Origin of the sequence: Aquitalea pelogenes, assembly GCF_001515305.1 — a bacterium.
GTDB lineage: Bacteria > Pseudomonadota > Gammaproteobacteria > Burkholderiales > Chromobacteriaceae > Aquitalea > Aquitalea pelogenes.
On record NZ_LNQV01000049.1, the window covers coordinates 17,297 to 31,292 of the forward strand.

Sequence of the window (13,996 nt, forward strand, 5' to 3'; positions counted from 1 at the left end):
TTCTGCAACGCAGCGAGACAGCCCATGGTCAATTTGCCATGCCCATGGCAGCAGCCTACAATCCAAGCCATTCCGAATTCTGCAGGATTGGCCTGATGTCACACATGCACTATGACACTCTTATTTCAGCACGCTGGATCATTACCGTGGAAAACGATGGCGAGGTTCTGGAAAACCATGCCATTGCCATCAAGGATGGCAGGATAGCCCAGATCCTTCCGATCGCCCAGTGTGGCAGCTTGCAAGCGGATGAAACCATCACCCTGGACAACCATGTGCTGATGCCGGGCCTGATCAACCTGCACGGCCACTCTGCCATGACATTGTTGCGCGGCATGGCCGACGACAAGGCATTGATGGACTGGCTGAACAACCACATCTGGCCGGCAGAAGGCAAACACGTGCGCGATGACTTCGTGTTCGACGGCGCCAGCCTGGCCATGGCGGAAATGATTCGCGGTGGCACCACCACCATCAATGACATGTACTTCTACCATGACGCCATGGCCCGCGCCGGCCTGGCTTCCGGCATGCGAACCTTTGTAGGCTGTTCCATCCTGGAGTTCCCCACCAACTACGGCAGCAATGCCGGCGAATACATCAGCAAGGGCATGGAAGAACGCAAGGCCTTCCTGGGTGAAGAGCTGATTACCTTCACCCTGGCCCCGCACGCGCCTTACACCGTATCCGACAACACATTCCGCCAGGTGGTGGAGCTGGCCGAGCGTGAAGACATGCTGATTCACTGCCACATCCACGAAACCGCCGACGAAGTGGCCGGCAGCGTGACAGAACACCAGCAACGTCCGCTGGCCCGTCTGGCCAAACTGGGCCTGCTGTCGCCACGACTGATTGCCGCACACATGGTGCATCTGGACAGCGCAGAAATTGAAGCGGCTGCCCGTCATGGCATTTCCATTGCCCACAACCCGGCGTCCAACATGAAGCTGGCCTCCGGCATTGCCCCGGTTCCGGCCTTGCTGGCAGCTGGCGTCAATGTTGGCATCGGCACCGATGGCGCGGCCTCCAACAACAAGCTGGACATGCTGTCTGAAACCCGACTGGCTGCCCTGCTGGCCAAGGTCGGAACGCTGGACCCGACCGCAGTGCCGGCCGCCACCGCCATCCGCATGGCCACCCTCAACGGTGCCAAGGCACTGGGCATTGCCGACAAGGTGGGTTCGGTCAAACAGGGCAAACAGGCCGACCTGATTGCCATCGACCTGTCAGCGCTGGAAACCGCGCCGGCTTTCGACCCGGTATCGCATGTGGTGTATGCCGCCGGCCGCGAACAGGTCAGCCACGTCTGGGTCAAGGGCCGCGCCCTGCTCGCCCAGCGTCAGCTGACCACCCTGGACGAAGCAGATCTCAAGGCGCGCGGTGAAGACTGGCGCAAACGTATTCTGGCGAGGTAAGCAATGAGCAATGTAGACGATCTGGAAATCGACAAATTCAGCCAGCTGGCCCACAAATGGTGGGACAAGGACAGCGAATTCAAGCCGCTGCATGAAATCAACCCGCTGCGACTGGACTATATCGATGACTTTGCCGGCATCAAGGACCTGAAAGTCCTGGACGTGGGCTGTGGCGGCGGCATTCTGGCCGAGAGCATGGCACAGCGCGGCGCGCAGGTGACCGGCATCGACCTGGCCAGGAAGTCCTTGAAAGTGGCCCAGCTGCACAGTCTGGAATCCGGCGTCAGCGTCGAATACCGCTGTGTTGCAGTGGAGGATCTGGCCGACGAAGCGCCCGGCAGTTTTGATGTGGTGACCTGCATGGAAATGCTGGAACACGTGCCGGACCCGGAAAGCGTGGTACGCAGCTGTGCCCGCCTGGTGAAACCGGGTGGCTGGGTGTTTTTTTCCACCCTCAACCGCAATGCCAAGGCTTACCTGCTGGCGGTAGTCGGTGCTGAATACGTGCTCAACATGCTGCCGCGCGGCACCCACGAATATGCGCGTTTCCTCAAGCCGTCCGAGCTGTCGCGCATGGCGCGCAATGCCGGGCTGGAAATCAGCAACGTCAGCGGCATGAGCTACAACCCGCTCACCCGTATCTATGCGCTGGGAGATGACACTCAGGTGAATTACCTGATGGCCACCCGCCGCGCCATCGCGTAATCCGCGCTGTTACAGCAGATTAACGCACCCCTGCCCTGCTTCATGCCGGCAGGGGTTTTCTTTTGCCTGCCGCACAGCACCAGGGACAGAACATAAAAAAAGGCCTTCGCCGCAGCGAAGGCCCCAATCATCCCCCGGTCCAGGACCGGTAAACAACCCGCTAGATTACGAGAACACACATTGCCGCACACACGTGGCACTGCCTGCCCAAGTACGCGTTTGAAAGCCCCATTCCTCGTGTCAGCGATTTTCAAACAAGCGTTCGAATAATAAAACCAAAACGGAAAACTGTACAAGGGATTTCCCTGATGCCGCACCGTACACGCGACAAAATGCAACAGTCGGCATGGCACACTCCGCAGCAAGGCAACAGACCGACTGCCCGACAATTCCACATTCCAATTGCCGAATCAGCCAATATATATGAAAATAATAATATTCGATAATGGAGACACTGATGACGTTCAAGGCGAACGATTCGCTCACCGAGCAAATCGCCCAATACCTCGGTAAAAAAATCATCCAGGGTGAAATGGCACCGGGAGAACGGATTCAGGAATTGCGGATTGCCGCCGAGCTGGAAGTCAGCCGTGGCTCGGTGCGCGAAGCGCTGCTGATCCTGCAACGCCGTCACCTGGTGGAAATCTACCCGCGGCGTGGTGCCATGGTGTCCAGCATTTCCAGCACCGACGTGCGCGACTTTTTCGAACTGTGGTTCATGTTGCTGGACCGCGTGGTGTGCAATCTGGCCAGCAACTGGAAAAACGACGACCTGGCGCGTTTTTTCGAGCTGATGTCCACGCTGGACGAATGCCATCGCAAGGATGACATGCCAGCCTACTTCGATTGCGGCGTGGAATTCTTGCGCGCGCTGTACGACTTCTCCAGCAACCGCTACATGAGCGCCACCTTGCAGGACCTGCTGCCGCTCACCCAGCGCTGCCTGTATGCCATCCTGCGCGCGGGTCGTTCGCAGATGGATCGCACCCAGCAGTTCCTGGACGACCTGCTCAAGACCATCATTGCCCGCGACACCACCCGCCTGCGCATCATGGTGGCGGAATTCGGTCAGGACTACAGCAAGCTGGCCCAGCAATCGGCAGAAGCGCTGGCTGGTAGCACTTCCTGAACACTGCTCAACTTGTAAATAACAAAGGCCGCTCACCGAGCGGCCTTTTGCTTGGCATGGCTACCATTCAGCCCGGCTTGCGCTGATAGTCGACAAAGGCATACTGCAGCCCCTTGTCGCTGGTGAAACTGCTACGCGCCACTTCCTGCCAATCAGTGGCACTCACCTCCGGGAAACAGGCGTCGCCAGCAAAATCGGCATCAATCTCGGTCAGCCGCAGGGCATCTGCCAATGCCATCGCCTGACGATACAAATCAGCACCGCCAATCAGGCAGACTTCCGCCACACCATCAGCCATTTCCAGCGCCTGTTCCAGCGAATGCGCCACCTCTACGCCATCGACCTGCCAGTCTGACTGGCGGGTGATGACGATATTGCGTCGTCCCGGCAAGGGGCGTCCGATCGAATCGTAGGTTTTACGGCCCATCAGCACCGGCTTGCCCAGGGTCACCGCCTTGAAATGCTTGAGGTCTTCCGGCAAATGCCAGGGCAAGGTGTTGTTGATGCCGATCACGCCATTGCGGGCCTTGGCCGCCACCAGGGTCAGTACAGGCTTGCTCATACAGCCACCGCTCCCTTGATGTGCGGATGCGGGTCGTAACCTTCCAGCGTGAAGTCGTCGAAGGTGAAGGCAAACAGGTCGGTCACGGCCGGGTTGATCTTCATCTGCGGCAGCGGACGTGGTTCGCGGCTCAGTTGCAGACGGGTCTGCTCCAGGTGGTTGCTGTACAGATGGGCATCACCCAGCGTATGCACGAAATCACCGGGCTTGAGGCCGCACACCTGCGCCACCATCATGGTGAGCAAGGCATAGGAGGCGATATTGAACGGCACACCCAGGAAAATGTCAGCCGAGCGCTGATACAGCTGGCAGGACAACTTGCCATCCGCCACATAAAACTGGAACAGGCTGTGGCAAGGCGGCAGTGCCATTTCGTCCACCAGCGCCGGGTTCCAGGCCGACACGATCAGACGGCGCGAATCAGGATTGCGCTTGATCATCTCCACCACATTGCTGATCTGGTCGATATGGCGGCCATCCGGCGCCGGCCAGCTGCGCCACTGGTAACCGTATACCGGGCCCAGGTCGCCGTTTTCATCGGCCCATTCATCCCAGATGGAAACGCCGTTTTCCTTCAGATAACGGATATTGGTGTCGCCGGACAAAAACCACAGCAATTCGTGAATGATGGAACGCAGGTGGCATTTCTTGGTGGTGACCAGCGGAAAACCCTGTTGCAGGTCGAAGCGCATCTGGTAGCCAAACACCGAGCGGGTGCCGGTGCCGGTGCGGTCGGACTTGTCATGGCCATGTTCCAGCACATGGCGCATCAGGTCGAGGTACTGTTTCATGCTGCCATCCATCAAGTTCAATCTGCGGATTGTACCTGAGCTGGCGGTGCACAGCACAGCTCTTCCCAGCGGCCAAGCCAATACCCATACGGCAAAAGGGGCTGGCCTGCCGCCCCCGGCATACGCTACCATCCGCTTTAAAATACAACGTCAGAAAACAGGGGCTCAATGGCAGAAGATTCCGATCTCGAACGGACCGAACCCGCGTCAGCCAAACGGCTGCAAACCGCGCGGGATGATGGCAATGTTCCCCGCTCGCGGGAATTGTCCACCTTCGCCGTCACCATGACCGGAGTCGCCCTGCTGATGACGCTGGGAGGCAAGCTGGGCACGGCCATCATGGTCATGATGAAGCAGCTGCTGATTTTTGATCAGCACACGGTAGCCCAGGCCGAGCCGGCCATCATCCGCTTCAAGGAAGCCATGTTCGGCATGTTGTGGCAGTTACTGCCCATTTTTGGCGGCCTTGCCATCGTGGCGGTGGCCACGCCCATCCTGATCGGCGGCTGGAACTTCACCCTGGCACCGCTGGAACCCAAGCTGACCAAGCTGAACCCGGCCAGCGGCATCAAGCGCATTTTCTCGCTCAATGCCGCCACCGAAGGCCTGAAAGCCATTCTCAAGAGCATGCTGATCGGCGGTGTGGCCGTGTGGATCATCTGGCGCGAGCGCACCGACATCCTGGGCTTGCTGTCCATGCCGCTGGAAGCAGGCATCCTCAAGATGACCGACATGCTGATCACCACCTTTTTCATCGTCACCGCCGCCATGCTGATGCTGGTGGTGATCGACGTGCCCTTCCAGCTGTGGAACTACCACAAGCAGCTGCGCATGACCAAGGAAGAGATCAAGCAGGAATACAAGGAAATGGAAGGCTCGCCCGAGGTCAAGGGCCGCATTCGCCAGTTGCAGCGCGAAGCCGCACGCAAACGCATGATGCAGGAAATCCCCAAGGCCAACGTGATTGTGACCAACCCGACCCACTACGCGGTGGCGCTGAAATACGAGGAAGGCATGCAGGCGCCGGAAATCGTGGCCATGGGCACCCTGAAGCTGGCAGAAAAGATCATCGCCACCGGCAAGGAGCACAAGGTCACGGTGATGCGTTCACCCAGCTTTGCCCGGGCACTGTATTTCCATGGCGAATTGGGACGGGAAATCCCCGCCAGGCTGTATACTGCGGCAGCGCAGATCCTGGCCTATGTCTACCAGTTGAAAGCCTACGAGTACAATGGCGGGCTGGCACCGGTTTTCCCGGACCAGCTGGATGTCCCGGCTGACCTTGACCCGGAAAGCAAACGCCAGCAAGATGCGGCCCCGAAAGCGAGACCATAATTACGGATGGATAATTTCCTCACCCTGTTGAAGCAGTTCAACGTCACCAAGCTGGCCGGCCCTATTCTCATCATCCTCATTTTGTCGATGATGGTATTGCCGTTGCCGCCGGTGCTGCTGGACATGTTCTTTACCTTCAACATTGCGGTGTCGGTGATCGTGCTGCTGGTGGGCATCAATGTCCGCAAGCCGCTGGACTTTTCCTCCTTCCCCTCGGTGCTGCTGATCACCACCCTGCTGCGCCTGTCGCTAAACGTGGCGTCCAGCCGGGTGATCCTGCTGGAAGGCCACAGCGGCCCGGATGCTGCCGGCAAGGTGATCGAATCCTTTGCCCACTTCCTGATCGGCGACAACGTTGCCATTGGTATCGTCGTCTTCGTCATCATTACCATCATCAACTTCGTGGTGATCACCAAGGGTGCCGGGCGGATTGCCGAAGTGTCGGCCCGCTTCACCCTGGATGCCATGCCCGGCAAGCAGATGGCGATTGACGCCGACCTGAACGCCGGCCTGATCGGCGAAGACGAAGCACGCAAGCGCCGCTCCACCATTGCCGAGGAAGCCAACTTCTTCGGTTCCATGGACGGTGCTTCCAAATTCGTGCGCGGCGATGCCATGGCTGGCATCATGATCATCATCATCAATATTGTCGGCGGCCTGATCGTCGGTGTGGTGCAACACGATCTGGACGCAGGCACCGCTGCCAAGACTTACACCCTGCTCACCATCGGTGACGGCCTGGTTGCCCAGATTCCGGCGCTGATCATCTCCACCGCCGCCGGTATCGTGGTGTCGCGCGTGGGCACCGACAAGGACATGTCGGAGCAGTTCTTCGGCCAGCTGTTTGCCAAGCCGCAAGTGCTGTACATCACCGCGGCGGTCATTGGCATGATCGGGCTGATTCCCAACATGCCGCACTTCTCCTTCCTGCTGATTGCCAGCCTGCTGGGTTTTCTGGGCTGGACCATGGACAAGAAGGAAAAAGCCGCTGCCGTGCAGGCCAGCCAGCAGCAGGCACAGGCGGCTGCCCCGCCCGACCAGCCCATGGCCGAAGTCAGCTGGAACGACGTGCAGCATGTGGATGCACTGGGGCTGGAAGTAGGCTACCGCCTGATTCCGCTGGTAGACCGTACCCAGGATGGCGAACTGCTACGCCGTATTCGCGGCATCCGCAAGAAAATCGCCCAGGAACTGGGCTTTCTGGTGCCTGCAGTACACATTCGCGACAATCTGGAAATCAAGCCCAACGCCTACCGTATCCTGCTCAAAGGCGTAGAAGTCGGTCAGGGCGAGGCCTATATCGGTCAGTACCTGGCCATCAACCCAGGCCGGGTGAATGGCACCATGCCCGGCACCCCCACCACCGACCCGGCCTTCGGCCTGCCCGCGGTATGGATTGATGCCGCCCGACGCGAGGAAGCCCAGCAAATGGGCTACACCGTGGTGGACTCCAGCACCGTGGTGGCCACGCATATTTCCAACCTGCTGCAAACCCACGCAGCAGAACTGCTGGGCCGCGAGGAAGTCCAGGCGCTGATCGACCACCAGGCCAAGGAGTCGCCCAAGCTGGTGGAAGACCTGGTGCCCAAGATTGTTCCCATCGGCATTTTGCAGAAGGTATTGCAGCAGCTGCTTACCGATGGCATTCACATCCGCGACTTCCGCACCATTCTGGAAACGCTGGCCGACCATATCAGCACCACCCAGGATGTGGACGACCTGACCTCGGCGGTGCGCACTGCGCTGGCACGGGTGATCGTGCAGCAACTGTTCCCGGGCGAAACCGAATTGCCCTTGATGACGCTGGACCCGGCGCTGGAAAACGTACTGTCGCAGGCGGTCAATTCCAAAACCGGTGGCGGGCTGGAACCCGGACTGGCGGAAAACCTGCTCTCCAGTGCAGCACAACAGGCCGAGCAGGTGGAAATTCAAGGTTACAATCCGGTATTGCTTACGCCACCGGGTTTACGTCCCTTGTTGGCACGATTCTTGAGAAGAGCACTCCCACAACTGCGTGTGATCTCGCATAATGAAGTACCTGACAATAAATCCATTCGTATAATTGCGGTAATTGGGGGAAGCAAGGGCTGATAAACAATGGTGGTAAAAAAATTCTTCGGAAAAACCACACGTGATGCACTCAGACAGGTCCGCGAGGAACTGGGTGCCGACGCCCTCATCTTGTCCAATCGCCCGACAATGGGGGGCGGCGTAGAGATCATGGCCGTGGCGGATGCAGACGTCGCCAACCTGGCCACCAATCTGTCCACCCCCGGCAGCAAGCACCCGGCCCGCAATGCGCCGGCGGTAAGCCGTCCGGTTGCGCCACCGACACCAGCTGCCGGTGCGACCAACCGCGCCATTGCCCGTACCTATGCCATGCCGGTAGAGCCGCTGGAAAGCCCTGCCCCACCCCGCATCGACACTCCACCGCCGCGCCCGCAGCAACGTATCGAGCCTTCGCTGGCCGACACATCGGCTGTCAATTTCAACGTCAGCCCGCAAACGCCACCTCCGGCACGGCCCACGCCGGCCAGCATCGTGCCCGAATCACTGGTGAAGATGCAGACCGTGGCTGCCGGCCCGGCCAGCAATGGCAGCGCCGTACCACCACGCAGCAAGGCGGCGCCAGCCCAGGCCGAAGAAGAGCCGGAAATGATGGCGCAGGAGCTCAAGCAGATCGGCGATGAAATCAAGTTGCTGCGCAGCCTGTTGCAAAGCCAGCTGGCCAGCTTTGCCTGGTCGGACATGGAAGGCAAGACCCCCAACCGCATCGAGCTGTTCAAGCATCTGCTGGCAATGGGCTTCTCTGCCAACCTCATCCGCCAGTTGATTGAAAAAATGCCGGCCCAGTATGAAGGTGACATCGCCATCAAATGGGCACGCTCGGCGTTGATGCACAATCTGAAATGCGCCGATGCCAATCACGACATCATGGACAAGGGTGGCGTGTATGCTCTGGTAGGCCCCACCGGCGTGGGCAAAACCACTACGGTGGCCAAGCTGGCCGCGCATGCCACCATGCGTTTCGGTGCACAGCATGTGGCGCTGATCACCACCGACAGCTACCGGATTGGCGCGCAGGACCAACTGCGTATCTACGGCAAGATTCTCGGCATTCCGGTGTTTTCCATCCAGAACGAAGGTGACCTGCAGCTGACCCTGGCCGACCTGTCCAACCGCCACCTGGTATTCATCGACACCGTCGGCATGAGCCAGCGTGATGCGCGCGTGACCGGCCAGATCGAGATGTTCCGTGGCGCAGGCCGCCAGGTGGAACGCCTGCTGCTGCTGGCTGCCAATGCCGACGGCCACACGCTGGAAGACGTGGTGCGCCACTACCGTGGCAACGGCCTGGCCGGCTGCATCCTGTCCAAGATCGACGAAGCGGTCAGCATGGGGCCCAGCATGGATGTCATCATCCGCAACCGCCTCAAGCTGTTTTACATCACCAATGGCCAGCGTGTGCCGGAAGACCTGCACTCGGCCAATGCCGCCTTCCTGGTGGACCGGGCCTTGCGCGCGCCGCAGCCGGGCTCACCGTTCAGCCTGCAGGGTGATGAACTGCCCATCATGAACTCCGCACAGGCCAGCTGGTTATGAATGGTGCCATGCACGACCAGGCCGCCAGCCTGCGCCGTCTGACTGCCCAGTCCAGCCGCGCGCCAAGCTACGCCTTCATCGGTTCGGACAAGGCCGGTGCCAGCACACTGGTGACCGAGTTGTCACTGGGCCTGGCTTATGCCGGGCATCGCCCGCTGGTGGTGGACTGCAGCCTGGGTCAGGTGCAGGCGCGCCGTCTGGGCACCCCCACCACCGCCACGCTGGAAAGCCAGATGGTGAGCGTGGGCGGGCTGGATGAAATGATGACCACCTCGCGCCAGGGCATCCAGTTGATCAACCTGTATGCCCGCCCGGAAGAACGCGCACTGTTTTCTGCCCAGCTATGGCTGAGACTGGGCAGCGAGTTTGCCGCCCTGGAACGCGACAGCAGCGTGCTGATGATAGACGTGCCTGTTACCGCTACCGATCCTGTCCCGGCCAGCGTGGCGGACAATCTGGTGCTGGTGCTCAGCCCGGCGGCCGACTCCATGACCACCGCCTACGCCAACATCAAGCGTCTTTCCAGTGGCTTTGGCCGCCAGCGCTTCAATGTGCTGGTCAATCGCGCCCGCCATCTGGAAGAAGCGCGTGACCTGTTCAACCGCCTTGCCGCCGTCACCAGCGAATTTCTCAGCGTCTCGCTGCGCTGGGTCGGTTTTGTGCCGGCCGACAACGCCGTGCGCCGCAGCCAGGCATTGCGCCGGCCACTGATGGAAGCTTTTCCCGACAGCGAGGCCGCCGCAGCCTTTGCCCAGCTGGCTGCCGTGTTGCCACAATGGGATAGCCCGGAGACAGAGCGTCACGATACCGGTTTCATGGACATGCTGATTGCCACTTCGCGCGACTGGGCCGAAGCCGATGGAGCCAAACGACGATGACATTGCCGTCCTTGCGCCGCAAAGGCTATGCCGCGGCTGTTACCACCCCGGAAATCGACGTGCAGCAACACCTGCCGCTGGTAAAGAAACTGGCGGGCATGCTGATGGCGCGCCTGCCGGCTTCCGTTGAAATGGACGATCTGGTGCAAGTGGGCATCATCGGCCTGATTGATGCCGCGCGGCAATTCGACCCGCTGCAAGGCGTGCAGTTTGAAACCTTTGCCAGCCAGCGCATCCGTGGGGCCATGCTGGACGAACTGCGCCGCGAAGACTGGCTGCCGCGTCAGGCCCGCCGTCAGGCACGACAGATTGAAGACAGCATCAACAAACTGGAACAGCAACTGGGCCGCGCGCCGCTGGAATCGGAAATTGCCGAAGCGCTGGGTGTGGAGCTGGATGATTACCAAAGCATGCTGGGTGACTGCAAAGGCCTGAGCCTGGTGCACTTTGAAGACTTTTCCGATGGCGAAGGCGAAACCCTGAATGACGCCATTGCCAACATCGAAGACAGCAATGCGCCCAATCCCTTGCAGGTGCTGGCTGACGGGGATTTCCGCCAGGCACTGGTGGATGCCATCAAGACCCTGCCGGAACGGGATCAACTTGTGATGGCGCTGTACTACGAGCAAGAGCTGAACCTGAAGGAAATCGGTGCGGTGCTGGAGGTGTCCGAATCCCGTGTCTGCCAGCTGCACACCCAGGCGATCGCCCGTATCCGGGCCAAAATGAAGGAATGGCTGTAATGCAGACGCGGACTCTTGACACCCATTCTCGCTTTCTGAAAGGAAAGCGAGGCTCCCTTTCAGGGAAAGGGCGGGGGGATGGGGAATAGATGGAAGGGCTGCAAAATCAAGCAGTTAGTCAGAAGGCCCGGCTTTGCCGGGTCCAGTACAATCGCACCAAATAACTTTGTCAGCAGCCTGAAATGGCTGTAAAGCCATCTGCTTGCACAGACAACGATAACGGAATCAAGCGTGGACAAGATCAGCATCATTGCCATTGTCATGGGCCTGACGGCCATCATCGCCGGCCAGGCACTGGAAGGGGGCAATATCGGCTCCCTGCTGCAACTGACGGCCTTCATGATCGTGATTGGCGGCACCATGAGCGCCGTCATGCTGCAAAGCACCCCGCGCCAGTTTGTCGCCGGCATCCGCATGCTCAAGTGGATTTTCCAGCCGCCGCCGCAAGACAATGAAAAACTGATCCGTGAAGTGGTAAACTGGAGCCAGACTGCCCGCCGTGGCGGCCTGCTATCACTGGAAGGCTATGTCGCCCAGCAAAAGGACCCCTTCACCAAGAAGGCCCTGCAAATGGTAGTGGACGGAGCCGAACCGGAAGTACTGCGCGGCGTGATGGAAGTGGAAATCGGCATGTTCGAACACGCCCGCAAACAGGCGGCCAGAGTGTGGGAATCCGCTGGCGGTTACTCGCCCACCATGGGTATTCTGGGCGCGGTGCTGGGCCTGATTCACGTGATGGAAAACCTGTCCGACCCGTCCAAGCTGGGTGCCGGCATTGCCGTGGCCTTTGTCGCCACCGTGTATGGCGTAGGCTCGGCCAACCTGTTTTTCCTGCCGGTGGCCAACAAGCTCAAGCACCTGGTGGCAGCGGAAATCGCCATGAAGGAAATGGTGGTGGAAGGCCTGGTGGCGATCGCCAATGGCGAAAACCCGCGCATCATCGAAAGCCGCTTGCGCGGCTTCCAGGCCATGCACGAATAAGCCAGCCCGCGTCTAGGACAACAAACGCAAGCTGCTGTTGGGATTGGGCTTTTTCAGATAGGCATCCAGCAGCTTGTAGGTATCGATGTCAAAGCACGGACTGCCCTGCAAGCTGCTCTCCCCAGCCGGGCGCGAGCCCAGATAGCACCATTGATCGAACACATGCTCAATGGCACTGCCGGTCACTTCATCGGTTTCCACTACCGCCAGCGGGCCGGGAAACTCCCACGCCTTGATCCGCAAGCGCGTCAAGGCCTGCAACAAGCGCATATTGTGTGACGGCGCGGCTTCGCGCCCGACACAGGCTCCCCGGCAGCGCCCGCCTTTCAACGCCACGCAGCCCGCACCCTTGCGCGTGGTCACCGTTTCCACCCCCAGTACCGACTGGCACAGGGCATGACCATTGGCAATGTCAGCCAGCGCCTTGCGCGCTTCTTTCGGGCTGCGGAACAAGCCATACAAATCGGCGGTACGGCTGAAATCCAGCTGCTCGGCCATGACTATCATCGGCCGCAGGAATTCGCCTTGCGCATGATCCAGCTGGATGGAGCACACCTCGCTGGCCAGACGGCTGCGGTGGTTGTAAAACGGCTTGAGCTGCCGCATGAGCTGCTGTTCCAGCAAGGCCGCGCCCAGATCCCCTATCGTCTCCTGACAGCTGATGCGCGTTACCGTGCGGCCAATCACCGGCTGCTTGCCGAATTTGCCATCCTGCGCCAGTTGCGACACCACCTTGGCGCGCACATTGCTGGCACGTCCCACGTACAAGGCCTGGTCAGCCTCGCCCCACAGGGTATAGACCCCAGGCAGGTCGGGCAGGTCATCCACCAATGCCGCATCCACACCGGGCGGCAGTTCGGGCTGGGCCAATACATGCTGGATGGCTTCCTTTACTGCCGCCTCGCCCAGTTCTGCGCAGGCTGCCTGCAGGAACAGCAACAAGGCTTCGGCATCCGCCATCGCCCGGTGCCGGTCTGGCAGTTGCAAGCCATGGCGCTGGATGATGCTGTCCAGATTGTGCTTGAAATGCTGGGGGTACAAACGACGCGACAACTTGACCGTGCACAGCGTGGCGTTTTGCAAACGCAGCCCGACACGACGGAACTCGTTGCGCAAGAAGCCATAGTCAAAACGGACGTTATGCGCCAGCAGCAAACGCCCTTGCAGCATGGGCAGCAAATCGGCCGCAATGGCACTGAACGGCGCGGCAGCTTCCACCATGGCATTGCTGATGCCGGTCATGTTTTCGATGAAGGGCGGAATCGGCTGCAAGGGATTGACCAGGGTCTGATAACGCTGCTGCCGCTCGCCATCCAGCAGGATCAGGCCGATTTCGGTAATGCGGTCGCGGCCGATATGGCCACCGGTGGTTTCAAGGTCGACAATCGCCCAGGGAATATCAAACAGCATGCAATCTCGTCGGAATAATCATCAAAGCGCGGACAGCCGGTATCAACCGGCTGCAACATGGCGGGTAAGCGCGCCATCTTAACACTGCCCCCACCGCTTGCCGATGCAGCCATCGTGGTTTTGCTGTGTTGCCTGCAACAGTGTCGCCAAGCCGCCCGATCAGTCCGGAAAAAAAATTGCTGCAAAAGTGTTGACACTAAAAAACCGTATCGGTATAGTTCGCCCTCTCGAAAGACAAAACGTCTTGCGAGGCAGTGCACCCGTAGCTCAGTTGGATAGAGTATTTGGCTACGAACCAAAGGGTCGGGCGTTCGAATCGCTACCGGGTGCACCACTACACGTCCCTATAGTTTAGCGGTTAGAACACCGCCCTTTCACGGCGGTAGCCGGGGTTCGATTCCCCGTGGGGACGCCAGTGCACCCGTAGCTCAGTTGGATAGAGTA

At 59.7% G+C, this 13,996-nt stretch carries 12 protein-coding genes and 2 tRNA genes; 11 read left to right on the forward strand and 3 right to left on the reverse strand.

The annotated features are described in order from the left end of the window. Positions 1 to 104 precede the first annotated feature (104 nt). The 3 genes from AWT75_RS17080 (at position 105) to AWT75_RS17090 (ending at position 3,249) form a co-directional block, all read left to right on the forward strand. Positions 105 to 1,415, forward strand: coding sequence for a TRZ/ATZ family hydrolase (locus AWT75_RS17080; protein WP_420835432.1), 1,311 nt, complete (start codon positions 105 to 107; stop codon positions 1,413 to 1,415). A gap of 3 nt (positions 1,416 to 1,418) precedes the next feature. Continuing rightward, positions 1,419 to 2,120, forward strand: a complete 702-nt coding sequence (gene ubiG, locus AWT75_RS17085; protein WP_045845602.1) for a bifunctional 2-polyprenyl-6-hydroxyphenol methylase/3-demethylubiquinol 3-O-methyltransferase UbiG — start codon at positions 1,419 to 1,421, stop codon at positions 2,118 to 2,120. Between the two features lie 457 nt (positions 2,121 to 2,577). Further along, on the forward strand, positions 2,578 to 3,249 hold the full coding sequence (locus tag AWT75_RS17090) for a GntR family transcriptional regulator (RefSeq protein ID WP_062790694.1): 672 nt from the start codon (positions 2,578 to 2,580) through the stop codon (positions 3,247 to 3,249). 67 nt (positions 3,250 to 3,316) lie between these two features. On the opposite strand, the gene AWT75_RS17095 is transcribed toward AWT75_RS17090, so the two are convergent. Continuing rightward, positions 3,317 to 3,811, reverse strand: coding sequence for a dihydrofolate reductase (locus AWT75_RS17095; RefSeq protein ID WP_062790696.1), 495 nt, complete (start codon positions 3,809 to 3,811; stop codon positions 3,317 to 3,319). Continuing rightward, positions 3,808 to 4,602, reverse strand: a complete 795-nt coding sequence (locus AWT75_RS17100) for a thymidylate synthase (RefSeq protein WP_045845733.1) — start codon at positions 4,600 to 4,602, stop codon at positions 3,808 to 3,810. The genes AWT75_RS17095 and AWT75_RS17100 overlap by 4 nt, the downstream gene beginning before the upstream one ends. 168 nt (positions 4,603 to 4,770) lie before the next feature. On the opposite strand from AWT75_RS17100, the gene flhB reads away from it, so the two are divergent. From flhB to AWT75_RS17130, 6 genes are all read left to right on the forward strand, one after another. Beyond that, positions 4,771 to 5,937 carry a flagellar biosynthesis protein FlhB gene (gene flhB / locus AWT75_RS17105; RefSeq protein ID WP_045845599.1) on the forward strand — a complete coding sequence of 389 codons (1,167 nt, stop codon included), beginning with the start codon at positions 4,771 to 4,773 and terminating at the stop codon, positions 5,935 to 5,937. A gap of 6 nt (positions 5,938 to 5,943) precedes the next feature. Beyond that, positions 5,944 to 8,028, forward strand: a complete 2,085-nt coding sequence (gene flhA, locus AWT75_RS17110) for a flagellar biosynthesis protein FlhA (RefSeq protein ID WP_062790698.1) — start codon at positions 5,944 to 5,946, stop codon at positions 8,026 to 8,028. A 6-nt stretch (positions 8,029 to 8,034) separates the two neighbouring features. Then, positions 8,035 to 9,540 carry a flagellar biosynthesis GTPase FlhF gene (flhF, locus tag AWT75_RS17115; RefSeq protein ID WP_062790700.1) on the forward strand — a complete coding sequence of 502 codons (1,506 nt, stop codon included), beginning with the start codon at positions 8,035 to 8,037 and terminating at the stop codon, positions 9,538 to 9,540. An 8-nt stretch (positions 9,541 to 9,548) separates the two neighbouring features. Then, positions 9,549 to 10,418 carry a MinD/ParA family ATP-binding protein gene (locus tag AWT75_RS17120; protein ID WP_062790711.1) on the forward strand — a complete coding sequence of 290 codons (870 nt, stop codon included), beginning with the start codon at positions 9,549 to 9,551 and terminating at the stop codon, positions 10,416 to 10,418. Beyond that, entirely contained in the window at positions 10,415 to 11,161 is a 747-nt protein-coding gene (locus AWT75_RS17125; RefSeq protein ID WP_045845596.1) for an RNA polymerase sigma factor FliA, read from the forward strand. The genes AWT75_RS17120 and AWT75_RS17125 overlap by 4 nt, the downstream gene beginning before the upstream one ends. Positions 11,162 to 11,392: 231 nt before the next feature. Then, a complete protein-coding gene (locus AWT75_RS17130) occupies positions 11,393 to 12,142 on the forward strand; it encodes a flagellar motor protein (protein WP_045845595.1) in 750 nt (249 codons plus the stop codon). Positions 12,143 to 12,154: 12 nt separating this feature from the next. Here the strand turns inward: AWT75_RS17130 and AWT75_RS17135 are convergent, their stop codons facing one another. Further along, on the reverse strand, positions 12,155 to 13,552 hold the full coding sequence (locus AWT75_RS17135; protein ID WP_062790702.1) for an exonuclease domain-containing protein: 1,398 nt from the start codon (positions 13,550 to 13,552) through the stop codon (positions 12,155 to 12,157). A gap of 256 nt (positions 13,553 to 13,808) precedes the next feature. On the opposite strand from AWT75_RS17135, the gene AWT75_RS17140 reads away from it, so the two are divergent. After that, positions 13,809 to 13,886: transfer RNA gene (locus tag AWT75_RS17140), tRNA-Arg, on the forward strand. 6 nt (positions 13,887 to 13,892) lie between these two features. Then, positions 13,893 to 13,967 (forward strand) — tRNA-Glu (locus AWT75_RS17145). The last annotated feature ends 29 nt before the right edge of the window (positions 13,968 to 13,996 follow it).